Origin of the sequence: Aeromonas rivuli (assembly GCF_000820045.1) — a bacterium.
GTDB classification, from domain to species: Bacteria; Pseudomonadota; Gammaproteobacteria; order Enterobacterales; family Aeromonadaceae; genus Aeromonas; species Aeromonas rivuli.
Window position 1 is genome coordinate 35,374 of the sequence record NZ_CDBJ01000058.1, and the last position, 23,898, is coordinate 59,271.

General features: G+C 58.8%; 26 protein-coding genes. 17 read left to right on the forward strand and 9 right to left on the reverse strand.

Annotated features, from left to right (window positions below; translation table 11 throughout):
• Position 1 precedes the first annotated feature (1 nt).
• Positions 2 to 1,042: a glycosyltransferase family 9 protein gene (locus tag BN1130_RS14200; protein ID WP_042042762.1), complete on the reverse strand. Its 1,041-nt coding sequence runs from the start codon at positions 1,040 to 1,042 to the stop codon at positions 2 to 4.
• Between the two features lie 135 nt (positions 1,043 to 1,177).
• Here BN1130_RS14200 and coaD point away from each other — a divergent pair, with 135 nt between their 5' ends.
• The gene (gene coaD, locus BN1130_RS14205) at positions 1,178 to 1,663 is read left to right on the forward strand and encodes a pantetheine-phosphate adenylyltransferase (RefSeq protein WP_042042764.1); all 486 of its coding nucleotides are present in this window, start codon (positions 1,178 to 1,180) and stop codon (positions 1,661 to 1,663) included.
• Positions 1,664 to 1,721: 58 nt separating this feature from the next.
• Here the strand turns inward: coaD and BN1130_RS14210 are convergent, their stop codons facing one another.
• The 6 genes from BN1130_RS14210 to radC all read right to left on the reverse strand — a co-directional run bounded on the left by BN1130_RS14210 (position 1,722) and on the right by radC (position 5,362).
• Positions 1,722 to 2,597 (reverse strand): VirK/YbjX family protein, encoded by an 876-nt coding sequence (locus tag BN1130_RS14210; RefSeq protein WP_042042793.1) that lies wholly within the window; start codon positions 2,595 to 2,597, stop codon positions 1,722 to 1,724.
• 164 nt (positions 2,598 to 2,761) lie between these two features.
• Positions 2,762 to 3,574 (reverse strand): bifunctional DNA-formamidopyrimidine glycosylase/DNA-(apurinic or apyrimidinic site) lyase, encoded by an 813-nt coding sequence (gene mutM / locus BN1130_RS14215; RefSeq protein ID WP_042042765.1) that lies wholly within the window; start codon positions 3,572 to 3,574, stop codon positions 2,762 to 2,764.
• A 15-nt stretch (positions 3,575 to 3,589) separates the two neighbouring features.
• Positions 3,590 to 4,045, reverse strand: a complete 456-nt coding sequence (locus BN1130_RS14220) for a hypothetical protein (protein ID WP_042042766.1) — start codon at positions 4,043 to 4,045, stop codon at positions 3,590 to 3,592.
• A gap of 90 nt (positions 4,046 to 4,135) precedes the next feature.
• Entirely contained in the window at positions 4,136 to 4,303 is a 168-nt protein-coding gene (gene rpmG, locus BN1130_RS14225; RefSeq protein WP_005323752.1) for a 50S ribosomal protein L33, read from the reverse strand.
• Positions 4,304 to 4,314: 11 nt separating this feature from the next.
• Positions 4,315 to 4,551, reverse strand: a complete 237-nt coding sequence (gene rpmB / locus BN1130_RS21750) for a 50S ribosomal protein L28 (protein ID WP_005321271.1) — start codon at positions 4,549 to 4,551, stop codon at positions 4,315 to 4,317.
• Positions 4,552 to 4,687: 136 nt separating this feature from the next.
• A complete protein-coding gene (gene radC, locus BN1130_RS14230; RefSeq protein WP_042042767.1) occupies positions 4,688 to 5,362 on the reverse strand; it encodes a RadC family protein in 675 nt (224 codons plus the stop codon).
• Between the two features lie 144 nt (positions 5,363 to 5,506).
• Here radC and coaBC point away from each other — a divergent pair, with 144 nt between their 5' ends.
• The 4 genes from coaBC (at position 5,507) to BN1130_RS14250 (ending at position 8,915) form a co-directional block, all read left to right on the forward strand.
• Entirely contained in the window at positions 5,507 to 6,709 is a 1,203-nt protein-coding gene (gene coaBC / locus BN1130_RS14235) for a bifunctional phosphopantothenoylcysteine decarboxylase/phosphopantothenate--cysteine ligase CoaBC (protein WP_042042768.1), read from the forward strand.
• 106 nt (positions 6,710 to 6,815) lie between these two features.
• On the forward strand, positions 6,816 to 7,274 hold the full coding sequence (gene dut, locus BN1130_RS14240) for a dUTP diphosphatase (RefSeq protein ID WP_042042769.1): 459 nt from the start codon (positions 6,816 to 6,818) through the stop codon (positions 7,272 to 7,274).
• Positions 7,275 to 7,343: 69 nt separating this feature from the next.
• Complete coding sequence (gene slmA / locus BN1130_RS14245; RefSeq protein WP_042042770.1) at positions 7,344 to 7,940, forward strand: nucleoid occlusion factor SlmA; 597 nt, start codon at positions 7,344 to 7,346, stop codon at positions 7,938 to 7,940.
• Between the two features lie 138 nt (positions 7,941 to 8,078).
• Positions 8,079 to 8,915: a mechanosensitive ion channel domain-containing protein gene (locus tag BN1130_RS14250; RefSeq protein WP_042042771.1), complete on the forward strand. Its 837-nt coding sequence runs from the start codon at positions 8,079 to 8,081 to the stop codon at positions 8,913 to 8,915.
• Positions 8,916 to 9,195: 280 nt separating this feature from the next.
• Here BN1130_RS14250 and pyrE read toward each other — a convergent pair whose 3' ends face one another.
• The gene (pyrE, locus tag BN1130_RS14260) at positions 9,196 to 9,849 is read right to left on the reverse strand and encodes an orotate phosphoribosyltransferase (protein WP_042042772.1); all 654 of its coding nucleotides are present in this window, start codon (positions 9,847 to 9,849) and stop codon (positions 9,196 to 9,198) included.
• Positions 9,850 to 9,932: 83 nt separating this feature from the next.
• Positions 9,933 to 10,649: a ribonuclease PH gene (gene rph / locus BN1130_RS14265; protein WP_025328763.1), complete on the reverse strand. Its 717-nt coding sequence runs from the start codon at positions 10,647 to 10,649 to the stop codon at positions 9,933 to 9,935.
• 146 nt (positions 10,650 to 10,795) lie between these two features.
• Here rph and BN1130_RS14270 point away from each other — a divergent pair, with 146 nt between their 5' ends.
• The 12 genes from BN1130_RS14270 (at position 10,796) to BN1130_RS14325 (ending at position 23,663) form a co-directional block, all read left to right on the forward strand.
• Positions 10,796 to 11,659 (forward strand): YicC/YloC family endoribonuclease, encoded by an 864-nt coding sequence (locus BN1130_RS14270; RefSeq protein ID WP_042042773.1) that lies wholly within the window; start codon positions 10,796 to 10,798, stop codon positions 11,657 to 11,659.
• Positions 11,660 to 11,845: 186 nt separating this feature from the next.
• Positions 11,846 to 13,111: a tyrosine-type recombinase/integrase gene (locus BN1130_RS14275; RefSeq protein WP_042042774.1), complete on the forward strand. Its 1,266-nt coding sequence runs from the start codon at positions 11,846 to 11,848 to the stop codon at positions 13,109 to 13,111.
• Between the two features lie 95 nt (positions 13,112 to 13,206).
• A complete protein-coding gene (locus BN1130_RS14280; protein ID WP_042042775.1) occupies positions 13,207 to 14,130 on the forward strand; it encodes a hypothetical protein in 924 nt (307 codons plus the stop codon).
• 170 nt (positions 14,131 to 14,300) lie between these two features.
• Complete coding sequence (locus BN1130_RS14285) at positions 14,301 to 14,498, forward strand: helix-turn-helix transcriptional regulator (protein ID WP_052448238.1); 198 nt, start codon at positions 14,301 to 14,303, stop codon at positions 14,496 to 14,498.
• Positions 14,498 to 15,274 (forward strand): antA/AntB antirepressor family protein, encoded by a 777-nt coding sequence (locus BN1130_RS14290; RefSeq protein ID WP_042042776.1) that lies wholly within the window; start codon positions 14,498 to 14,500, stop codon positions 15,272 to 15,274. Before BN1130_RS14285 ends, BN1130_RS14290 begins: the two co-directional genes overlap by 1 nt.
• Entirely contained in the window at positions 15,271 to 15,798 is a 528-nt protein-coding gene (locus BN1130_RS14295) for a hypothetical protein (protein WP_052448239.1), read from the forward strand. Before BN1130_RS14290 ends, BN1130_RS14295 begins: the two co-directional genes overlap by 4 nt.
• Positions 15,795 to 16,130: a hypothetical protein gene (locus BN1130_RS14300; RefSeq protein ID WP_042042777.1), complete on the forward strand. Its 336-nt coding sequence runs from the start codon at positions 15,795 to 15,797 to the stop codon at positions 16,128 to 16,130. Before BN1130_RS14295 ends, BN1130_RS14300 begins: the two co-directional genes overlap by 4 nt.
• Before the next feature lie 116 nt (positions 16,131 to 16,246).
• On the forward strand, positions 16,247 to 19,120 hold the full coding sequence (locus BN1130_RS14305) for a DUF927 domain-containing protein (protein ID WP_042042778.1): 2,874 nt from the start codon (positions 16,247 to 16,249) through the stop codon (positions 19,118 to 19,120).
• 1,509 nt (positions 19,121 to 20,629) lie between these two features.
• On the forward strand, positions 20,630 to 21,751 hold the full coding sequence (locus BN1130_RS14310; RefSeq protein ID WP_042042780.1) for a DUF3289 family protein: 1,122 nt from the start codon (positions 20,630 to 20,632) through the stop codon (positions 21,749 to 21,751).
• On the forward strand, positions 21,748 to 22,281 hold the full coding sequence (locus BN1130_RS14315; RefSeq protein WP_042042781.1) for a hypothetical protein: 534 nt from the start codon (positions 21,748 to 21,750) through the stop codon (positions 22,279 to 22,281). Before BN1130_RS14310 ends, BN1130_RS14315 begins: the two co-directional genes overlap by 4 nt.
• Before the next feature lie 586 nt (positions 22,282 to 22,867).
• The gene (hcp1, locus tag BN1130_RS14320) at positions 22,868 to 23,386 is read left to right on the forward strand and encodes a type VI secretion system effector Hcp1 (RefSeq protein ID WP_042042782.1); all 519 of its coding nucleotides are present in this window, start codon (positions 22,868 to 22,870) and stop codon (positions 23,384 to 23,386) included.
• Between the two features lie 58 nt (positions 23,387 to 23,444).
• Complete coding sequence (locus BN1130_RS14325; protein ID WP_042042784.1) at positions 23,445 to 23,663, forward strand: hypothetical protein; 219 nt, start codon at positions 23,445 to 23,447, stop codon at positions 23,661 to 23,663.
• The last annotated feature ends 235 nt before the right edge of the window (positions 23,664 to 23,898 follow it).

The following is a 23,898-nucleotide window of genomic DNA, read 5'->3' on the forward strand; positions in this document are numbered from 1 at the left end:
ATCAGCTCGCCTGCCAGAGCGGCTTGCCCCATTGGGCGATGGCACTGGCCATGGTCTTGGGATCGAGCTGACTCATGTCCTCCGGATGATCGCTGTCCTCCGGCGGGCTGAAGGCCAGGTGGCGTCCCTCTTGATTGAGGGGGCGCCAGCGCAGCGGCGTGGCAGAGCGATGGGCCGGGAAGAAGCCCACCGTCGGCACATCCAGGGCGGCGGCAATGTGCAGAGGGCCTGTGCTACCGGCCATAAACAGAGCGGCATTGGCCAGCACCTGGCAAAACTTGGGCAAGCCTTCATCCGAGCGATAGATCCAGCCATTGCCGCCATGGGCCAGCAATTCGGCCGCCAACTGCTCCGCCTTGCTCTCCTCCCCTGGGCCCGCGGTCAGTACACACTGCAGCTCGGGACAAGCCTGGTTGAGTTTGATAATGAGCCGCGCGTACTGCTCGATGGAGAGGTTATTGGCCGAGCCGCCACTGCCGGCATGGACCATCAACCAGGGACGCGTTACATCGAGGCCCAGCTTTTGCGCCGTCTGGCTGCGTACCTCCACAAGGGACTGGCCATCGAAGCGCAAGTAGGGCGCTTGTGGCTCAATCACCTTCGCCTGTTGATCGGTCAGGAAGTGACGGATCAAGTCGAGATTGTATTCATACTCCGGCTTCTGGGAGCGAGAGCGGCGCTGCACCAGCCGCTGATTGTAGAGCACTTGCGCCAGCTTGGTCGCCGGCGCCAGCCGATAAGGGATATGGGCTTTCCACACCAATTTTGCATTGCGGGTATTGGAGAAGAGGCAGATAGAGGCATCGAAGGCGGCGGCCTTGATGCGTGCCAGCAGAGCACGCTGCTGCTCCTTGTCGGCCTGGGCGCCCGGATCCAGGATCACCTCGTCAATCCAGGGACAGAGCCGGGCCAGCGGTGCCGTGTAGCCGGGAACCAGGGCCGTCACATGGCAGTTCATGGAGTGCTTGAGCATGGCAAAACTTGGCCAGGCCAGCATAAAGTCACCAATCTTGTCATTGCGAACGACCAGAATGCGTTTCATAAGAGATCCCTTTGCTCCCCACACCCAAAGCGGGGAGGCTGAATGCGCGATGGGGGTATTCTTGCCTGATGCACTGCTATTCTCAAGCGACGACCTTATAATGCGACCAATTTTCCGGTTGCAGGACGCCAACACATGAGCACCAGGGTTATCTATCCGGGGACTTTTGATCCCATCACCAATGGCCACACCGATCTGGTGGGCCGTGCCGCCCAGTTGTTTGACGAGGTCGTGGTCGGCGTCGCCAACAGCCCCAGCAAGCGGCCGCTGTTCGATCTGGCCGAGCGGGTCGCCCTCGCCCGTGAAGTCACGTCTCATCTGGGCAACGTCACCGTGGTCGGCTTCTCCGGCCTGCTGGTCAATTTTGCCCGGGAGCAACATGCCAATGTACTGATCCGTGGCTTGCGCGCCGTCTCCGACTTCGAATACGAATTCCAGCTTGCCAACATGAATCGCCGGCTGATGCCGGAGTTGGAAAGCGTCTTCCTGACCCCGGCCGAGGAGAACTCCTTCATCTCCTCCAGCCTGGTCAAAGAAGTCGCCCTGCACGGCGGCGACATTCACCAATTTGTCGATCCCAGAGTCTGCCAGGCGATCGCCGCCAAGCTCGCCAAGTCGTGACCCAGGCCCCCTAAACCACAAGATTCATCGCAAAAGAGCAGGCCAGGCCTGCTCTTTTTCATTCGCCCCGGTAAAACAGCGCCCGGCCGGATAGCGCCAGGGTATCCAGCCACTCATAGCGGCGCCGATACATGGCCCGCTTCTTCGAGGCTATCTCCTGCAGCGGCTTGCGCCCAGCGGGCATCAGGGTCACGAAGTTGCTATCCAGCTCCTGCGCACCAAACTCCTGCCACAACTCGTCATAATCCGCCTGCAGGTTTGCCTTCTGTTTGCTGCTGTAGCGCCTGGCCTGAAACACATGAGCCCGCTTGCACACCGCATCGACTCGCACTGCTCCCATCGCCTCGGCCAACCCCAGCACCAGCATCACCACCAGGGACTTGGGTCTCAGACCATGACCCTCCTTGGTCAGCTCCCGCACCCTGTCCTGTGCCTGCGCAACCCCGGGTTCGGGGCCCTGCACAGAGCCAATCACCAGACGCAGGGCATCAGGCTGTCCGGCAAAGGAGAAGGCGCAGCTATAGAGCCGCCGCCCCTGCTTATCAATGATGGAGACGGCCAGCTCGGCCTCGCGCCTGAAGGTGCCATCGTGACGCAACAGGATGCGGCAGCCACTCTGGGGATAGAGGCCCAACTCGATTCCCTCCGCCAGATAGAGAGGGGCTATCAACTCCGGGTAGCAGAGTTGCAATAGGCGATAGTGCTCGACCAGCATGGCTGCCCGCTGGCGAGCATTGGAGCAGGCAAAACGATAGGGGCGCAGCGGCTTGTCGAGCAGCTCTGGATACTGACCTGGCAGGGCCTTGAGTGGTTCGCTGCGAAACAGTTCAAACACCTGGCTCATGGATTTGCGGTAAAACAGACTGCGCAGCACGAATTTGCCGCGCTTGAAGTGCAAGCGACTGCCACCATCCGGGTAGAGGTAACGCGCCATGGCTAGCGCGCCGTAATGGGGCTGACGGGATAGTTGCTCCCAACCGAACGAGTTGCTGGTCATACCTTGCTCTCCAACTGCCTGAATGGAGGGCGATCCTAGGGATGACGCTCTGGCACTTCAATCGACTGGCAACACTTGCTTACAACTTCCCCAAATAAGTCCTAGTGCTGACAGTGGCTGCAGAACACTGTGGTGCGCTGACCGATCCGGATCTCGGTCAGTGGCAGCTGACACTGATAACAGGGTTGGCCGCCCCGGCCATACACTTGCAACTGCTGCACGAAATAACCGGGTTTGCCATCGGCACTGGTGAAGTCCTTGAGGGTGGTGCCCCCCTGCACGATGGCGGCGGCCAACACCCGCTTGATCTCGGCGACCAAGGTTGCCAAGCGCTCGCCACTCACCTCGCCTGCCGCCCGCCTGGGGCTAATGCCAGCGGCAAACAACGCCTCGTTGGCGTAGATGTTGCCAACACCGACCACCACATGGTTATCCATCAAGAAAGTCTTGATCGCTATGCTGCGTCCCTTGGCCCGGCTCTGCAGATAATCGGCATTGAAGCCATCGGTGAGGGGCTCAGGGCCAAGTTTGGCGAGCAGGGCATGGGCCTCGGCGGGCTCGCGAGTCCAGAGCAGGGCACCGAAACGGCGCGGGTCGTTGAGGCGCAGCAGCTTGCCATTGGCCAGCTCGATATCCACATGGTCGTGCTTCTCGGCCGGGGTGCCGATGTTGAGCACTCTCAGACTGCCGGACATGCCCAGATGCAGGATGGCAGTGCCAAAATCGGTCTCCAGCAACAGGTATTTGGCGCGGCGACTGACCCTGCGGATGGTGAGACTGACCAACTCCTGGATCTCCCCCGGTATTGGCCAGCGCAGCCGACCATCCCGCACCACCACTCGGGTCACTTCGATGCCGGTAAGCCAGGGAGAGATGCCCTGGCGGCTCACTTCAACTTCGGGTAATTCGGGCATCTTATCCTCGCAGACTCAGGGAGTGGGTTTGAGCAGGGCGCGATACTGCTCCGCGCTAAGCGCCAGCCAGCGCTCCTCACCCAGGCGAACGGCATAACGGCCATTGTCCTGATAAAGGGCCAGCCTCAGAGGTTCTCCCTGTCCGGCCAACCAGAGCCTGAACTCGACCGGACTGCCACGCAGCGGCTCACTCGGCGGCAACTGCCAGCCTTGCCATTGTTCAAGCTGGCGGGTCAGGGCCAGGTTATCCAGCCCCAGATCCGGCACAGTGCGCCAGCCTTGACCCAATCGCTCCAGGGTCCAGCTCGGCCCTTTCCAGGTCAGCACCACGGCACCATCGGGCAACAGGTTGTGCAAGCGCTGGGCGCTGTTCTCTTGCTGGGCCTGCTCAAGGCGATGCAGCAGCACTATCACCACCAATACCGCGATGATGATGACGTTGTTCCAGCCTTTACGACTCAATTTCAACATGGCAAGCCTCCGTTCTAGTCGGCAGTGTACTGAATTTGAGCCATAAAAAAACCCGGCACGAAGCCGGGTTTTTGAGACAAATTCAAGTGGTTACTTGATTTTGCCTTCTTTGTAGATCACATGCTGACGAATAACGGGATCAAATTTCTTGATCTCCATTTTTTCGGGCATGGTGCGCTTGTTCTTGGTAGTGGTATAGAAGTGACCAGTACCGGCGCTGGAGTTCAGACGAATTTTATCGCGAATACCTTTAGCCATGATCTAATTCCTTATACCTTAACGCCGCTGGCACGCAGTTCAGCCAGAACCACTTCAACGCCGCGCTTGTCGATGATACGCATGCCTTTTGCGGATACGCGCAGGCTCACGAAGCGTTTTTCACCCTCAACCCAAAAACGGTGAGTGTGCAGGTTCGGCAGGAAACGACGCTTGGTAGCGTTGTTAGCGTGCGAACGGTTGTTACCAACTGCCGGGCGCTTGCCGGTTACTTGGCATACTCTAGACATGTCAGTCTCTCCAAATCTTACTTCATTGCTCGAGCAAATATCTGCCCCGCTGGCCTTCGATTGCGGGGCAAACAGAAGGCGGCATTTTATACAGCATCCGTGATCAAAGATCAACTAATACAGAGCCAGAGCCCGGTTATAACCAACCACGCTCTGCAAAAGAAACCGTGATGCCGTCACCGATCACCAAGTGATCCAGCACTCTGATATCGATCAGGGCCAAGGCGGCCATGATGCGATCTGTGATCTGACGGTCGGCCCGACTGGGCTCGGCCACGCCAGACGGGTGATTATGCGCCAGAATCACGGCCGCTGCATTATGTTTGAGTGCTATCTGCACGATTTCTCTGGGCCAGACGCTCGCCGAATCCAGCGTACCGTAGAAAAGTTCGACAAACTTGATCACCCTGTGCTGATTGTCGAGCAGCAACAAAGCAAACACCTCCCGCGCCCTGTCCCTGAGCTGAGCCTGCAAATAGTCCCGGGTCAGCTGGGGCGAGGTGAGCGCATCACCCCGCTGCAATTGCTCGGCCAGATGGCGCTTGCTCATCTCCAGCACCGCCTGCAGCTGGGCATATTTTGCCGGCCCCAGGCCATGGGCGGCGCAGAAAGCCTGTTGATCTGCACCGAGCAGCGCTCGCAGTGAACCAAACGCCCGCAATAATTGCCGGGCCAGATCCACGGCGCTCTGACCATTGACCCCGGTTCGCAGGAAGATGGCGAGCAATTCGGCATCGGACAGACCCGCCGCCCCCTGCAGCAACAGCTTCTCGCGGGGGCGCTCCTCCGCTGGCCACTCTTTGATACTCATATGTTTCCCCATCTGCACTGTTGACAGAAAACATAGCAAAGATTGACGAGAGCCTGACCACAAGTCACCCATGTCAGCCTCTGTCGTCACCCTCAGGCTGTGCTATCTTAGCCGACCAGTCAGAACGAGCCGGAAGCAAAGCAGATGAGATTGGCCGACAAACGCATCCTGTTGGGTGTCAGCGGTGGCATCGCCGCCTACAAGAGCGCCGAATTGATACGTCGCCTGAAGGATCAGGGAGCCGAGGTACGGGTGGTGATGACTCGTTCCGCCAAGGAGTTTATTACCCCGCTGACCCTGCAAGCGGTCTCCGGCAATCCTGTCGCCGATAGTCTGCTGGATCCCGCCGCCGAGGCAGGCATGGGCCATATCGAACTGGCCAAATGGGCGGATCTGGTGCTGATCGCACCGGCCAGCGCCAATCTGATGGCGCGCATGGCGGCCGGCATGGCCGACGAGCTACTGACGACCCTCTGCCTGGCAACCCCCGCCCAGGTGGCGCTGGCACCCGCCATGAATCAGCAGATGTATCGCAACGCGGCCACCCAGGCCAATCTCCAGACCCTCGCCAGTCGAGGCATTTTGCTGTGGGGACCGGATTCCGGTAGCCAGGCCTGTGGCGATGTGGGCCCTGGCCGCATGCTGGACCCTCTCGATCTGGTAGAACGCTGCTGTCAACAGTTGACCGCCCCCCCCCTGCTCGCAGGCGTCAGGCTGCTGCTCACCGCCGGGCCGACCCGCGAGGCCCTGGATCCGGTGCGCTACATCAGCAACCACAGCTCCGGCAAGATGGGTTACGCCATCGCCCGCGCCGCCCGTGAGGCGGGTGCAGAAGTGACGCTGGTGAGCGGCCCGGTCGCCCTGGCCACCCCAAGCGGGGTAGCGCGGGTCGATGTGGAGAGCGCCCTGCAGATGCATCAGGCGGTGATGAGCCGGGTTCATGAGTGCGATCTCTTCATTGGCTGCGCCGCCGTGGCCGACTACCGCCCCGAGCAGGTGGCCAGCCAGAAGATCAAGAAGACCGGCGACAACAACCAGATGGTGCTGACCCTGGTCAAGAATCCCGACATCATCGCCGCCGTGGGGGCGCTGCCGAACAAGCCCTTCACCGTCGGATTTGCCGCCGAAACCGTGGATGTGGAACAATATGCCCTCGGCAAATTGCAGCGAAAGCGGTTGGACATGATAGCCGCCAACGATGTATCCCAGTCCGGGCAAGGTTTCAACGCCGATGACAACGCCCTCACCGTCTTCTGGCAAGGGGGTCAAGCCACCCTGCCGCTGGCCGATAAGCTGACGCTGGCTCGTCATCTTGTCGCCCTTATTGCGCGTCACTATCGACCCTGAGTCCCCAGCCTTGGGGCCATTCCAACTGACGAACGATCCATGACGACCCGGATAGCCTTGAAGATCCTGGATGTCCATACAAGAACCCATTGAAAGCTAACGATTCATGACAACACAAATAGAACTGAAGATCCTGGATGCCCGCATCGGCACCGAATTTCCCCTGCCTGCCTATGCCACACCAGGTTCTGCCGGTATGGATCTGCGCGCCCTGCTCGACCAGGCCATCACGCTGGCACCGGGTGATACCACACTCGTCCCTACCGGTCTGGCGATCCATATCCAGGATCCGGGCTTGTGTGCCACTATCTTGCCCCGCTCCGGCCTCGGTCATAAGCACGGCATCGTATTGGGCAATTTGGTCGGCCTTATCGACTCCGACTATCAGGGCCAGTTGATGATCTCGGTCTGGAACCGTGGCAATGACAGTTTCACCGTTCAGCCAGGGGAGCGCATCGCCCAGCTAGTGATCATGCCCGTGGTGCAGGCCAGCTTCCAGCTCGTCGAAGAGTTTGATCAGAGCGAACGAGGTGAAGGTGGGTTTGGTTCTTCCGGTCGCCAATAACAGGACCCAACGCAGCCTTGGTTGCGTGGCTAACAATAGAACCAAGCCATTGTTTTTTTAGGGGAATCCATGGCAAGCAGTAATCAGAAACAGAGTCGGCGCGACCAGATCCTGCAGGCGCTCGCCCACATGCTGGAAACCAGCCCGGGTCAGCGTATTACCACGGCCCGGCTCGCGGCCGAGGTCGGCGTTTCGGAAGCGGCCCTCTATCGTCACTTCCCCAGCAAGGCACGGATGTTCGAGGGGCTGATCGACTTTATCGAGGATTCCCTGCTGTCACGGGTCAACATGATCCTGGCCGACGAGAAGGACACCATGACCCGCTGCCATCACATTTTGCAGCTGCTCCTGGTGTTTGCGGAGCGCAATCCCGGCATCACCCGCATCCTCAACGGCGATGCGCTGCTGGGTGAACATGACCGGTTGCGGGATCGGATCAGCATCCTGTTCGACAAGCTGGAGACCCAGCTCAAACAGGTGCTGCGAGAGAAGCGGCTGCGAGAAGGTCAGGGTTTCCAGCTCGACGAGACCATGCTGGCCAACCTGCTGCTGGCCTATGCCGAGGGGCGGATCAGCCAATTCGTTCGCTCCGAGTTCAAGCTCAAACCGACCGCGGACTTCGAAGATCAATGGCAGTTCATCCGCAGCCAGTTACTGCAGAGTTGACCCAAACGATGAGGAGGCACTTGGCCTCCTCAGCTTTTTATGGCAAAAATTAACATCTTGCGAACCACAACGACCCAAACTGTCGCAATGCGCTGTTATAGTCCGTGGTTTTGATTAATTCGCCCAACAGGAAGTGTTATGGAACCCGAAATGCTCACCAGTGCTCAGACCTGGCTCGTCAACAATCAGGGCCTGCTGCTCGAGTATGGCGTCAACATCACCGCAGCACTGATCACCCTGCTGCTCGGTTATATTGCCACCAACCTCATCAGTGGCGGTGTCGAGAAGGTCATGAAGGCCCGCAACCTCGATGCCACTATTACCCACTTCGTCGGCAGCGTGCTCAAATATGGTCTGCTGGTGTTCGTGGTGCTCGCCGCCCTGGGCCGCGTTGGAGTCCAGACAACCTCCTTCATTGCCATCATTGGTGCCGCCGGTCTGGCCATCGGTCTGGCGCTGCAAGGCTCACTCTCCAACTTTGCGGCCGGTTTCCTGCTGATTATCTTCCGCCCCATCAAGTCCGGCGAGTTCATCGAAGTGGCGGGTACTGCGGGTGTGGTGCAGTCGGTACAGCTGTTCACCACCACCCTCACCTCCGCTGACAACAAGATGGTGGTGGTGCCTAACTCCGCCATCCTCAACGGCAACATCATCAACTACTCGCGCATGGACACCCGTCGGGTCGACATGACCTTCGGCATCGGCTACGGCTCAGATCTTCGCAAGGCCAAATTGGTACTCGAGCGCCTGGTCAACGAAGAGCCACGCATCCTGAAAGAACCGGCGGTCACCATTGCCGTTGCCGCCCTGCTCGACTCCTCGGTCAGCATAGTCGTGCGTCCCTGGGTCAAGACCGGCGACTACTGGGGTGTCTGGTTTGACTTCCACGAGCGGGTCAAGCTCGCCTTCGACGCCGAGGGCATCGAGATCCCCTTCCCGCAGATGGCATTGCACATGCACAAGCCGCAAGCCTGACAGGCTGGCAGCAAAAAAGCCGCTCACTGAGCGGCTTTTTTTTATGGGATTGTCCCGTCCTGAATATGGTTTACACCTTTCCCCCCAATAAATGGAGAGCCCGATGGGACAAGCTGTGAAACGAACTCAACGCGATTACTCGCTGACTTTTAAACTGGCCCTGGTCGAGCAGATTGAAAAAGGCGAGCTCACCTACAAACAGGCTCAGGCCCGTTAGACAGAAAAAGTGACCGACCGGGAGGCGGTAGCGGCCGCCATGGCACGGCCAGAAATTGTGCCATTAAACCCCGTACTGGGCGCGATAGGCCTTCATGGCCGCCAGTTGCTCGGCCAACGCGGGCTGCTCTGCCTGCTTCTCTTCCAGATAGGCGATGAGGTCGCTCATCTGGATGATGGCGATGATGTGGGCACCGTAGTCACGCTCCACTTCCTGGATGGCGGAGAGCTCGCCCTTGCCCTTCTCCTGACGGTCCAGGGCGATCAACACCCCGGCCAGGGAGGCGCCGTTGGCCTGGATCAGATCCATGGATTCGCGGATGGCGGTCCCGGCGGTGATGACGTCGTCCACCAGCATGATGCGTCCCTTGAGCGGGCTGCCCACCAGATTGCCGCCTTCGCCGTGATCCTTGGCCTCCTTGCGGTTGAAGCACCAGGGCACGTCCACGTCGTGCTGCTCCACCAGTTGCACCGCGGTGGCAGAGGCGATGGGGATCCCCTTGTAGGCCGGGCCAAACAGCACGTCGAATTCGATGCCGGCATCCATCAGGGCGGCGGCATAGAAGCGGCCGAGGCGGGCCAGATCGCGACCGCTGTTGAACAGGCCGGCGTTGAAGAAGTAGGGGCTCTTGCGGCCGGATTTCAGGGTGAACTCACCGAATTTGAGAACCTGTTTCTCCAGGGCGAACTCGATAAATTGACGCTGGTAGGCTTTCATTCTGGCTCCTTGCTTGGCTTGTCGTTGACTGGTGTGGGGGTATAAAAAAACGCGGTCAATGCCGCGTTTTTAAAATCAGATAATCAGGAGAGCGCCTGCTTCTGCAGCGCGATGATGTCGTCGATGCCGCCCTTGGCGAGCGCTAGCATCGCCAGCAGCTCCTCGTGGGTGAAGGGCTCGGCCTCGGCGGTGCCCTGCACCTCTATGATGCGACCGTCTTCGGTCATCACCACGTTCATGTCGGTCTCGGCGGCGGAATCTTCCACATACTCCAGATCGCAGATGGCTTCGCCCTGATACATGCCGACGGAGACGGCCGCGATCATCTGCTTGAGCGGGCTCTGTTTGAGCATGCCCTTCTCGACCATCCAGTTCAGCGCATCCACCAGGGCCACACAGGCTCCCGTGATCGCGGCGGTGCGGGTGCCGCCGTCGGCCTGCAGCACGTCACAGTCCACCGTGATGGAGTGCTCGCCGAGGGCGGTCAGATCCACGGCGGCGCGCAGGGAGCGGGCGATCAGCCGGGAGATCTCCAGGGTACGGCCGCTCTGCTTGCCGGCGGCCGCCTCGCGGTTCATGCGCGAATGGGTGGAGCGCGGCAGCATGCCGTACTCGGCGGTGACCCAGCCCTGGCCCTTGCCTTTCAGGAAGCGCGGCACGCTGGTGTCGACGCTGGCGGTGCACAGCACGCGGGTGTGGCCGAACTCCACCAGCACAGATCCTTCCGCATGCTTGGTGAAGTTGCGGGTGATGGTAACCGGGCGCACTTGCGCGGCACTGCGATCGCTGGGACGGGACATGGGACTGACCTCTGGGCTGGCTGAATTGGCGCAGGAGTATAAGCCATCGTGACTCAAATATCAGCCGCTAAAACCACGGCATCGGCTGACGGGGCAAGCCTGGCTGAGTATACTGGCCGCACACTTCATCAAGCCCGGAACAATCAATGATTCACAGCATGACCGCCTACGCCCGCAAGGAATTCAAGGGCGACTGGGGCACAGCCGTTTGGGAAATTCGTTCGGTCAACCAGCGCTATCTGGAAACCTACATCCGCCTGCCGGAGCAGCTGCGCAGCCTGGAGCCGGTCCTGCGTGAGCGTTTCCGTGCCAAGCTGCAGCGCGGCAAGGTGGAGTGCAACCTGAGGTTCGAGGCAGCGCAAGCCGCCGCCAGCCAGCTCCATATCAATGAAGAGCTGGCCAAACTCATCATCGACAGCGCCAACTGGGTAATGAAAGAAGCGGGCCAGGGCCAGCTCAACCCGGTGGACGTGCTGCGCTGGCCGGGTGTCATGGCCGCCGCCGAGCAGGACATGGACGCGGTCGCCACCGAACTGCTCGGCGGTTTCGATCTGACCATGGAAGATTTCCTCGCCTCCCGCGCCAGCGAAGGGGCCAACCTCAAGGCACTGATCGAGCAGCGTCTGGATGGCATCCAGGTGGAAGTGAAGAAGGTGCGGGTGCACCTGCCGCAAATCATCGAATGGCAGCGCCAGAAGCTCACCGACCGCCTGGCCGAGGCCAAGGTGGAGCTGGATCCGGCCCGCATCGAGCAGGAAATCGTGCTGCTGGCCCAGAAGATCGACGTGGCCGAAGAGCTGGATCGCCTGGAGATGCACATCAGTGAAACCATCAAGATCATGAAGAAGGGAGGGGCCTGCGGTCGTCGTCTCGACTTCATGATGCAGGAGTTCAACCGCGAGTCGAACACGCTGGGTTCGAAATCCATCAACGCCGAAGTGACCCAGTCCGCCGTCGAGCTGAAGGTGCTCATCGAGCAGATGCGCGAGCAGATCCAGAACATTGAGTAAACTGCGACACACTCCGCATAACTCCGAAAAAATCTGCAAAGCCCTGCACATCAGGGCTTTTTCACTCCGTATCACTCCGCTACACTCCACCCCAATCCGGCTAAAACTGTGTACCCAAGGGTGTACCCTTGGCGACTCAGGTACACCAAGTTGGGTACACGCCAAAATTTAACCAGTGGGTGGGCTATGGCGAAGATATCGGATGTGCAGATAAGGGCGTGGATTAAGGCCGGTGAGCGATTCGAAGGCCGGGCAGATGGTGGCGGGCTTTATCTACGCTACCGGGCGGGCGATAGCGTCCCGACTTGGCGCTTTCGGTACAAGTTTGCAGGCAAGCCGCGAGTGATGAACATCGGCTCATATGGCGCACTGTCCTTAGCCAATGCGAGGGAAGAAGCCCGGAGGTTATTCGCCCAAGTGGCGCTAGGCCATGACGTGGCCGGGGAGAAACAGACCCGCAAAGCCGAAGCGCTGGCGCAGATGGAGCAAGAGAAAAATGCGCTTCGGGTGTCAGAGCTGGCCGCCGAGTATTTCACGCGCCAGATCATGGGGCGCTGGAAGCACCCCGACATTGTGCGGCGGCGCATCGACAAGGACATAAACCCATGTATCGGCCACCTTCAGGTTGAGGATGTGAAGCCTCGCCACATTGACGACATGCTGCAAAAGATCGTCGCCCGTGGAGCCCCCACCATTGCAAACGACGTCTTGCGCTGGGTGCGCCGCATGTTCGATTACGCCATCAAGCGCCATGCACTGGAAGTGAACCCAGCAGGGGCTTTTGATATTGCCGATGCAGGTGGGCAAGAGCAGAGCCGAGAACGTTGGTTAACCCGTGGTGAGTTGAGCCAGTTCTTTCAGGCCATGCACACAGCCAAGGGGTTTAGCCGTGAGAACGAACTCACCATGAAGCTGATACTTGCCTTGTGTTGCCGCAAGATGGAGCTATGCGGCGCACAGTGGGCAGAATTCGACTTGGAGGGCGCTATCTGGCATTTGCCCGCCGAGAGGGTGAAGAACGGCGACGCTATCGACATTCCGCTACCTCCACCAGCCGTGCAGTGGTTACAGGAACTGCAAGACCTTTCAGGCGGTAGCCGCTGGGTGCTGCCTGCCCGCAAGATGCAGAACCGCATGATTCCCCATGTGCAGGAAAGCACCCTGCCCTGTGCATTGGCGAAGGTGCGGCGTGAAATGCCGGGGGTGACTAACTTCACAATTCACGATTTCCGCCGCACCGCCCGCACTCACTTGGCCGCCCTTGGTGTAGATCCAATGGTGGCCGAACGCTGCCTGAATCACCGGATCCGGGGGGTAGAGGGCATTTACAACCGCCACAAGTATTTTGACGAGCGCCGCCATGCGCTAGAACTGTGGGCGGCCCTGCTGGTAGCCCTTGAGCATGGCAACGAGTACAACGTGACCCCGATAAAGCAGGTCAACCAGAGTTAGCAATGGGCCGGGGATAGCGCGACGGCGTGAAAAGCGGGAAACCTTAACCGCCCTCCCCGACCTCTTTTTTTAAGGTGACGTGAAGGTGACGTGACATGAGAGAAGCGGCTTACCCGCTGGATATTGCAGCCGCAATACTGGAATGCCAGCCCAAAAAAATCATGACGGAATGGGCCAAAGGTACAATCAAAGTTGTATTGGATTTTGGAGAGAAGCCATCAGCAGCACTGCTTCACAGCGGCTGGGGCGGATACATTTACGCCCCAGCAACCACGGAATACTTCCCGGATGAATTGCTCACCCCCGAATTCTCAGGGCCAAGGGAAGATGACTCACCACTTGCAGCCATTGTTGGACACTATGAAAATCGCTTAGAAAAAAGCATTCCCGCATTTCAACGCGATTACTCACAATCGGGCTTCTATTTTGAAGGGCCTAGCCAATGGTTCAACGGTATCGAAAGGCTCTATGATGAAGCTGCCGACGCTGAATTCATGCAAGTTAATATGCGTTTCTATGGCTATTGGGCCGTACCTTACGAGGAATTTTCTAGGATGCATGTGCAGGGAAAGTTCAAACTGAAACCATATTCTCCGGATCCGCTTTCATTGGCCGTAACGCTTACATGCAACTACCCACCAGAGAAAAAAAACCTACGCATAACCGAAACTGAAATGCAGGTCATGCGCGAACTGTTGGGCAAACGATCCACAAAATCCCAAGGGCAAACAGCCACCACGACTGAGACAACAGCGCAGCAAGAGCACAAGCACGTAGAACGATTCGCCCTTGGTCGAGAACGGATTCTTGCTGCGGCCCTCTATGTTGCCCATCACTACAAGCCGGAAATCGGAAAAAGCTTCAAATCCCACGCTGAATGTATAGAGAAATACGGTTATCTGTTTTGGAAGGATGAAGCGGCCCCAGACCATGAGCGCATCACCAAGGTTCTATCTGACGCGACACGGCGACCAGAGGAATGGAAAATTTTAGGGGGAAATGCCAATAAGAAAAAATGAGGCGTTTGACGATGTTAGGAAACTCTAACGCCCACTTAACAGCAGATGGCCGCATGTTCAAAAAATGATCCCAAACCCAAAAATAGGAAACTAAACATAGTTTCCTATTTTTTCTTGCATCTTTCGTATAGCCTCCAAATCAATCCACCCCGATCCATGAGGCTGCAAAGATGGACACCCTACCGAAATCCGGTTACATGCGCCCAGCGCAAGTTATGGCCCACTTCCAAATCTGCTCGTCCACTCTGTGGAACTGGGTGAAGAAAGGGAAGCTCCCCAAACCCGTCAAGCTATCCGGTGGCGCGTCGCGCTTTGATGTGGCAGAGCTTCGCGCTTGGCTGGCGAAGCGCAAGGAGGGCAACAAGTGATGAACGGTCATCAACAAACCACCCAAACCTTGCCCGCCCTCAACCAGCAGGCCCAGCCATCCCTTGCTAAGTGGCTGCCGCTGACCCAGCAGGCCATAGAGGGTCGACCGGTAAACACCGTCAACGCACGAGAGCTTCACGCATTCCTGACCGTGGGCCGCGACTTCTCCACATGGATGAAGGAACGGATCACCGAGTACGGATTTCATGAGGGCGCGGATTACGTATTGATTCCCCAAATCCGGGGAACCAAACAAGGGCGAGGCGGCGACCGTCGAAGCAAGGAATACGCCCTTAGCCTCGACATGGCTAAAGAACTGGCGATGGTCGAGCGCACCGACGAGGGACGCCGAGCCCGGCGCTATTTCATCGACTGCGAAAACCTGCTGATAGCGGTAGCCCCAGAGCTTAATCAGGTGGCTGTCGAGCGCTGGCACGGTGAGAGGGAGGCGAGCAAGGACTACTGCAAGTTGATGAATGACTCCCTAGAGGGCCACCGTTTGCGCCTTGGCAAGGCGACCCTAGGGCACCACTACAGCAACGAGGCGAATCTGATCAATCGTCTGGTGCTTGGGATGGATGCGGCCAAATGGGCGAAGGCTCACGGGGTCAGCGTCCCTATCCGCCAACACATGAACGCTTACCAGCTTTCGCTGGTCGCCTACCTTGAGCGCAGTAACGCAACCCTGCTAGATGCCGGGATGCCGTTCAATGAGCGCAAGGAGCGGCTGCTAGAAATGCTGGCGACCAAGGTTAAGCGGGAGGCCCAGCAATGACCCCCGGACACATCCACCAGCCATTGGCGACCCCTTGGGGCTTGCGTGTGCTGTCGTTTGCCGTTAGGCTTGCCCTTGCTGCTCCAAAATGGGCAGCCGGGTTTTGCAGCCTGAATGACAAAGCGGACAGCCGCACCTATTCCGATATGCGGTCTTTTTGTGTCCGTAAAAAGCCGAGTTACGCCCAAATTATGGTGAGGCGTGGCAGGGAGGCGCTTGCGCCTGCTGGTTTCTTTGTCGCCAGTCTGCAAACCCTGCTACGCCTTACCACCCCGTTTTGCAGCGGTCTGGTGAGGTTCAATGAACCTGACAAAGAGGCCGCCGCTATGGTTGCTACCCCTACCCCCGTTGTACCCAAATTCTTCACGTTCCTGATCGCCCTGCGCCCCTGCCGTCTGGCAGCGTTGCGCCGTGTTCGCACCGTTTCCACTGTCGCCCATACCGAAGCCGAGGCCCGTTCCCTCTTGGGCGGCCTGCCGTTGGTGTTCATCAGCCGTTGCCCGGCTGCGAAGGTGGCAGCATGAACCATTCCACTATCAACCGCCCCTTGTCAGAACAAGCATTCAGCGCATACGCCGACCTAGCAAAGAGCGTGGAAGGATTGCGCACACTGTCCGCCCTGCTTGAGTGCTACGGCGACCACGGCGCCAGCGGCGACGGCTACACGCCCCCGGCGCATCTGGCGATAGGCATAGCCTCGTTGCTCGATATGGCGGCCACCAGCGTCAGCCAGCAATCGGATGAAGTGGAGAGGGTGGAAAGAAGCCTATCCGCGCTTGAACAACGGTTAGATGCCGCTACCGCTGGCGACCTGTCGGCCCACCGTGAACCCGTTCAGGGGGTGCACCATGCCTAACCCCCTCCCCACGCCCCAGTAACCGGAGCTTTCCCCATGAAAAACAAACCCTATCCGCGTTGCGGAGGCCCCCGGCTTGCCCAAAATCCGGTGATTGCCCGTCAATGGAGGCATGTATGAGCCAGTCAAACCGATTTGTATCTGATGTGGTGGCCGCCGCCTGCGGCCACTGGCCGGACGTGCTGCAATCCTTGGGCATTGAGGTGCCGCCCGGTCGCAAGCATGGCCCTTGCCCTGTCTGCGGCGGTAATGACCGTTTCCGGCTTGATGACAAAGCAGGCCGAGGGACGTGGATTTGTAGCCAGTGTGACAAGCCGTCAGGCGATGGCCTTGATTTGGTGTGCCGGGTGATGGGGTGTGAGGTCAAGGCTGCCGCCCTGCTGGTCGCTCCCTTGGTGGGCGTGACTGCCGAAGGGTTAGACCCTGCCGAGCGAGCGCGGATACACCAACAGCAACAGGCCCGCGCCGAGGCTCAGCGCAAACATACCGAACAACAGCGCAAGGAGGCCACCAGCCGCGCCGCTGCCGTCATGGCCGACACCCGACAAGGGGTAAGCGCCTATCTTGAGCGCAAGGGCTTAGGCGGCCATCTGTGCGACGTGCTGCAAGCGCCTCTCTATGAGGCCGGGGAAAACTTCCCGGCTGGTTCCCTGCCTGTGCCGTTGACCAATGAAGCGGGCGAGCTGGTCAACGTCCAGCTAATCGGAAACGACGGCGCGAAACGCTACCTGACCGGGGGCCAGAAGGCCGACGCCTATCACCGCATCTATGGTGGGCCGCTGGTCGCCGTGGTGGAAGGGTACGCCACCGGGCTATCTGTCCATCTGGCAGCCGGGGCGACCGTCTATTGCGCCATGGACTGCGGCAACCTGCCCGCCGTCGCGGCCATTGCTCGACGCCATCACCCAAAGGCCGACATGCTGCTGTGTGGTGACAATGACGCCACCACCGACGGCAACCCCGGCAAGGCCAAAGCCGAGCAAGCTGCGGCTTCCGTGGGGGCACTGCTAGCCCTGCCGCCCGAGGCTGGCGACTGGAACGACTACCACCAAGCCCACGGCCCCATTGCTACCCGTGACGCCATCATGGCAGCCCGTACCGCCCTGCCCACTGACAGCCCCAAAGACAACCCCAAAACCGCCAACCAAGAAGGAGGGCCTTGGACGGCTGAAAAAAGCCGAGCGGAGCGAGAGCCGAACGCCGAAGGCGGTAGCCCTTGGCAGGCTGGCGGGGAAGCCCCAAGCGCCCCCGCCATTGCATCCGGCGACGATGACCCATGCCACGGTATCCCCGACGGGTTCGAGCTGACAGGCGACCGCCTGCTTGCCCTGATGATGGTGGGACGTGGCGACAATATCCGCCAAGAGTGGCAGCCCATATCAAGCCCTGTCCGGGTGCTGGCTGACACTTCCAACGAGCAGGGGCGGGAGTGGGGCCGCCTGCTGGAATGGTGCGACCGCAAGGGGCGCGTCTGCCAATGGGCAATGCCGATGGAGGCCCTTGCCGCCCGTGGTGGCGAGGATGTTATCAGGGCGCTACTAAGTGGCGGCCTGCCGTTCATCGACTTTGGCAACAAGCGCAAGTTTATTGACTACCTGATGGGGTGCGAGCCGGGGCGGCAGGTGGCTTGCGTCGGGCGCACTGGCTGGTATGGCGGGGTGTACGTGCTGCCCGGCGAGGCTATCGGCCCGGATGCCGACGGGGTAATCCTGCAATCTGCCGGGTATGCGGCCAATGATTTCTCTGAGCGCGGGACGCTGGCCGACTGGCAGCGGGAAATCAGTGCACTGGCCGTGGGCAACTCCCGGCTGTGCTTTGCGCTGTCGTTGGCATTCGCGGCCCCGCTGCTGTCACTGGTCGGCATGGAGGGCGGCGGCTTTCACCTCAAGGGGGATTCTACCGACGGCAAGAGCACCATCACGAAAGCAGCCGCCAGCGTTTACGGGGCTGCGGATTTTGGTCACACATGGCGAGCCACCGGGAACGCTATCGAGGGGATAGCCAGCCGCCGCAATGACGCCCTGCTGTGTCTGGATGAAATCGGCGAGGTGGACGGGCGCGAGGCGGGACAGGTGGCCTACATGCTGGCGAACGGGCAGGGCAAGGGCCGGAGCAAGCAGGACGGCGAGCTGCGCGAGCGCAAGACGTGGCGCTTGTTGTTCCTGAGCAACGGGGAGCTGTCGCTAGAAGACCATGCCGCCAGCGCGGGCCAGCGCACCCAAGCCGGGATGGAGGTGCGCACTATCCAAATCCCGAGCCACACGGGCCACTATGGCGCATTCGAGCAACTGCACGGCATGGCCGATGGCCGCACCTTTGCCGACACCCTCAAGGCCAACACAGAGCAACACCACGGCACCGCCTTTCGTGCCTATGCCCATGCCTTGGCGGATGACCTGAGCGGGCACAGCGAGCGCCTGAGGGCCGAGATCAAGCGGCTGGCCGATGACCTGACCCCCGAGGGGGCAGGCAACCAAGTAGGCCGGGCCATCAATCGGTTTGCACTGGTGGCCGCTGCCGGGGAGCTGGCGAGCCAGCTTGGGGTAACAGGCTGGCCCGCTGGGGAGGCCACCCGCGCTGTCAGAGTCTGCCTTTTGGCGTGGCTGGACGGGCGGGGGCACGTGGGCAACCAAGAAGACGCCGCCACCCTTGGGCAGGTGCGGGCCTTTGTGGCTGCGCACCAGTTCAGCCGTTTTGCTGATTGGTTCGACCACAATCACCGCCCGGCCAATATCGTGGGATTCCGTCGCGTTGATGCGGACGGCGTGAGCTTCTACGTACTGCCAACGGGCTGGGTCGAAATCACCAAGGGGCGCGACCCCAAGCGGGCGGCTCAACTCTGCATGGAGGCGGGCTACCTGACACCGAGCAATGACGGCAAGCGCACTCAGCGCAAGATCCGCCTGCGAGATAACGGGGCGACGGTCTGGATTTACCTATTGACTGAAAGCGTGCTGGCAGATGAAGCCGACGGCCCAGAGGACGAATGACGCCAACCAGCAGAAAAAGGGTCGCCATGTGCGGCCCTTTTCTATGCCTGCTTCATACACGCACACGTAACGAGATAAAAAAGGTGGGAACAATGGGAACAAGGGATATAAACACTCATGAGAGCCAAGCCACATCAGTGATACCAATGTTCCCACACCCACTTAATTTCGTGGGAACAGATTGGGAACAATGGGAACACGTCTTGGATGTTCCCAGTACCTGTTCCCTTTGTTCCCACGCATCCACGCCCCAGTGGGAACAACAAAACCCAGTAGTGGCAAGGCTTGGCGGGCAATGTTCCCATGTTCCCACTGTTCCCACACTTTTTTTGATATATAGAGACGAACGGACGACGGAGATCACATTTTCGCCCATTAACGTGACTCGCGTCACAAAACGCCCATCTTTGTGACTTGCGTCACATTGCACCAGCACAACCGGATAGCCCGACTCTGTGGCGCTTCTTCTTGGCTGGCCGTTTGTGGTGGCTACCGGATAAACCGCCATCAGGTGACAGGGCAAAGCACAGGGGGCGGCAACAAGGGGACGTGTCCGGCTTTCAAGCTGGAAGACCCCGGATAAAGCTGGAAGTCGGCAGATGTGGGACGATGGCCGGGGATGCCGGGATACCTCCGATTTTTCGTCACTCCGCGACAATAAATACCCTCCCCTAGGTCAACGGCAGTCAGAGCCCGTCAGGGGCTGCCAGCGGGCCAAGGTGCCCGCCCTGCTGGCTGGCCTCATTGCGGGAGCTGGTGTGCAGCACACGGCCACCAGCGCCCACCAAACGCCACCGATTGCGGCAAACCAACCGAATCATGGCGAATCAAAGAGCCCTCCCGATGCCGGGTAAGAGCCATCAATGCGGGTGGGTTTAACAGGGTTTAACCGGGCTAACCCGGCGCTGTCGATTTCGTTTGCGTGTTTTGGCGAGCACTGGCCGGGCAGGTAAAGCGCCGATTGCACAAAAATAACGGGACTAATCGAGACTATTCGGGATTTGCCGGGACGGTGCCGAGCCCAATCAAGACAACCGACGTTAAACGAGGGCATGAAATCAGCCCCCGTTACGCAAAAACCTAGGTTATATCCGATTATTGGCTGTTATAGACGGTTAGGGGGCGCGGCATTCCGCCCGATGGCCGGGGCGCTGTTTGCTGACGGTTTTCGGCCTAGGGGTGGGGTAGTGGTCATTTTCGGCGCGAGGTTCTCCCTTTGCAGGCCAATAACGGCGCGGGATTTCGGCCATTTTAGCCGCCCCTGAAAATGCGATTTTCTGCGAAATAATGAATAAATTTCGGTCAAAAATGACCGTAAAATGACTAAAAATGACCGTTTAATGGCCCTTTAAAGCCATTTTGAAACCGGGTTGTGACCGCCAGCCCAAGGGATACCAGCCGGGCCAGCCCTGCCCCCTTGGATTGGCTGCGTCACACTTTGACAGCCTGTTTACATGGTGAAGGTTTGACCTGTGGCACAATGGCGTTTTGTCCAAATGAGAACGCGCCATGAGCCAGACCAAGCGCCTTGATGAACTGACCAAGGATGAGTTTTTACTTATCCTGCCACCAGACAAGGGAAGCGACCCCAAGGGGCGAACGGTCGCCCTTGCTGATAATCCGCATGATTCGTGCTGTTCCCTGTCATTCGGTGATTTGGATGTGAAGGGAGACCGCGACTTTAGCCAAGCCATCAAGAAAGCCTACGACACTGCCAAACTCAACAGCACAGTTATTCCCGGCAGTGGGTTTGCGCCCCGGTCATCAATAATGTCCCCACCAGAACCGCCCCCCTTGCTTACCATGATGCCCAAGACAGACACCACCAGCGCCACCGCCGTCCGCCTTCCCATATTGGTCTATGAGTCATCCCACAAGCCGGGCAAGAATGCCAACGGCACCACCGCCGAAGATATGAAATATGGGGAGTGGAGCGCCGAGGAAATCCGCAATATCGCCACGGTGAAGGGCTCCCACTTGTTCGAGCTGGACGACCTGAACGGCGGCGACCCACACCCGCACTTTGCCGCATGGCGAAACATGGCAACGTCTCTCTTTGGGGGCGGTGAGCTGGACATGGTGCTACTCGCCATGATTGGGCAGGTGCAGGCCAACAAGGGCGGGGAGTTCCGGCACCCAGTATTGACCAGCGCTGTCAGGGCACACCAAAACACCCAAGCATTTACCAAGAATCTGCTTGAGGTGGTGAACCAGCACATTCAGGAGAGCAAGGGCGAAATTAACCCCTTGTCACTACAAGAGTGGATGAGTGGCTACAAGAAAAAACCCGTCTTGCCAGCCTTTAACACAGCAAGGGATCGGTATCTTGGCTGGCTGAATGGCGGGCTCACGATGGCAATCAATGCCGTCTGGGCGGGTAAGGCAGAAATCACCCAGTTTGAACGCGCAGGCAACTTTTATCGCGGCAACGTGAAGGTGACGCTTTACGACCATTTCGGGCTGGATTTGCCAGATGTTGGGCCAGACCCGGACACCGGGCGGATTAAAGAGTACGGCGGCCTTGTGGGGTTCCGGTCATGGTTCATCTTGCAGCACCTCGACAAGTTCGGGTACAAGCCGTTTTTGACTGTGATTGAGATGAACTATCCCATCAAGGGGGAATGGCAATGAAACGGTGGGCGCTTTTATCGGTGCTGGTATTGACCTTGGTGCTAGTCGGAAGCCGCGAAGAACCGACGGCAATCCACAAGTGGGATGCAATGTCATCAACGGGCGAGTCATATCAATTTGTTATCAGCAACCCGCCAGATGACCAGAAGGCTTTGATTGCGCTGGTGCGCCATTATCTGAAAGAGACTCCACCGCCCGGCTTTTGGGAAGGCAAGTATGCGGCCACGTTCTACAGGGAAAGCCGCGTAACCCCAATTGACGGCAACAGGCCAGAGGCGAGTTGGTGGGATCAGTCGTGGGATGTGCCATATATCGAATACAAGCCCATTGATGAGGAGGAGATTGTTGCGGCCAGATACCTTGAGAAATCGAAAAAGCTGCGCATCTTCTTCCCTAGGGCATATTGGTGTGAGAATGACGCGGCAAATGATGGCGTATTTATCGACGTTAAACCTGACGGCTCACACGGCCCGATATGTGACGCAAACTCCCCTCCTTGGTCGGCGGATGAGTTAGATTACGGCGATTGACGCCACCAGCCAAAAACAACCCAATTGAGCCCACAAAAACAGGGCACTTTCTTTTATCGTGTACCCAAGGGTGTACCCAAAGAAAATACCCACCACCAGCAACCCAGCAGTTACGCAGCATCAAGCGATACACTCAACGAGCAGATCCAGAACATCGAGTGAGTACCATTTTCTATCTGTATGCCCCAACCCCCTCATGATGAGGGGGTTTTCGTATCCACAGCACTAGCGCTTGCATGGCCCCCAGATCCCGTCCCGCTCACCGAGAGCTATCTCACGCGAGGTTGTCCGCTCACAATGGCGAAATCTCTCTTTGAATGGGCGCCCATGCAGAGAAATCAACTTTTCAGCGCAATGAGTTGCGCAAAAACAAGCATGAATAACCATTCTGCAAGTTATGCCAGTTATTATCACTACAATGCGCAACAAGTTGCGCACCCTGCACAGCACCGCATTACCATTCTTATATAACTGATTGTTAATCATCAATTTAATCTAAAAATAACCATTGGCACGCTTCTTGGTTTAGTGCTTGGCAGGTTGCGCATCAGGCGCCGCCACCATCCAATCAACCAGGAGCATTACCATGCCAACTCCGTGTTATATCAGCATCGAAGGTAAAACCCAGGGCAACATCACTGCCGGTGCCTTCACCTCAGATTCCGTCGGCAACATCTTCGTACAAGGTCACGAAGACGAGATGCTGGTGCAAGAGTTCCAGCACGTCGTCACCGTACCGACCGACCCGCAATCCGGTCAGCCTGCTGGCCAGCGTGTCCACAAGCCGTTCAAGTTCACCGTGGCCCTGAACAAAGCCGTGCCGCTGATGTACAACTCCCTGGCCTCCGGCGAGATGCTGCCGACCGTGACTCTGAAGTGGTATCGCACCTCAGTGGAAGGCAAGCAGGAGCACTTCTTCTCTACCGTGCTGACCGACGCCACCATCGTCGACATCGACTGCCAGATGCCCCATTGCCAGGACCCGGCCAACTCCGACTTCACCCAGCTGATCCAGGTCTCTCTGGCCTACCGCAAGATCGACTGGGAGCACACCGTCGCTGGCACCTCGGGTGCTGACGACTGGCGCGCACCGATCGAAGCCTAACTCTCTACTTGGGAGCCTGAATAGGCTCCCTCTTATCTCCCTTTAGCGAGGATGCATGATGCCAAGAGAATCTTTCTACCCGGATGTCGGTGAACCCCACATCCATCTCCACAGAGGTGGCGCCACCTTCACCGATGTCGGCCATAACCACAGAACCCTGGTCAATGGCTCCCTGGTCTACCGAGGCGTTGTCCGGGAAGTGATCGCAGAGCTGGAAACCCGCGGCGATGCCCGCAGTCGACAGATAGCCAGCTACATCCAGACCAACCTTGCCTGATACCAGGGCCGGCTCTCCGGCCCTTTTCGCTTAACAACTGGCCTCTTTCTTCTGCCCGTTCGCCCCGAGAGCGAGCAACAGAAAGATAACCATTGCCCCCTGCCGCACGCTGTCACAAGCGTGCGGTAGCCATGGCGCCGAAAACCTGGCACCGATGGCGCATCTCTTACCCCTTCCCGGCTCACCCCGGGAATTTGACCCCAGAGGCTCACCGTCATGGCAGACAGCACAGGAC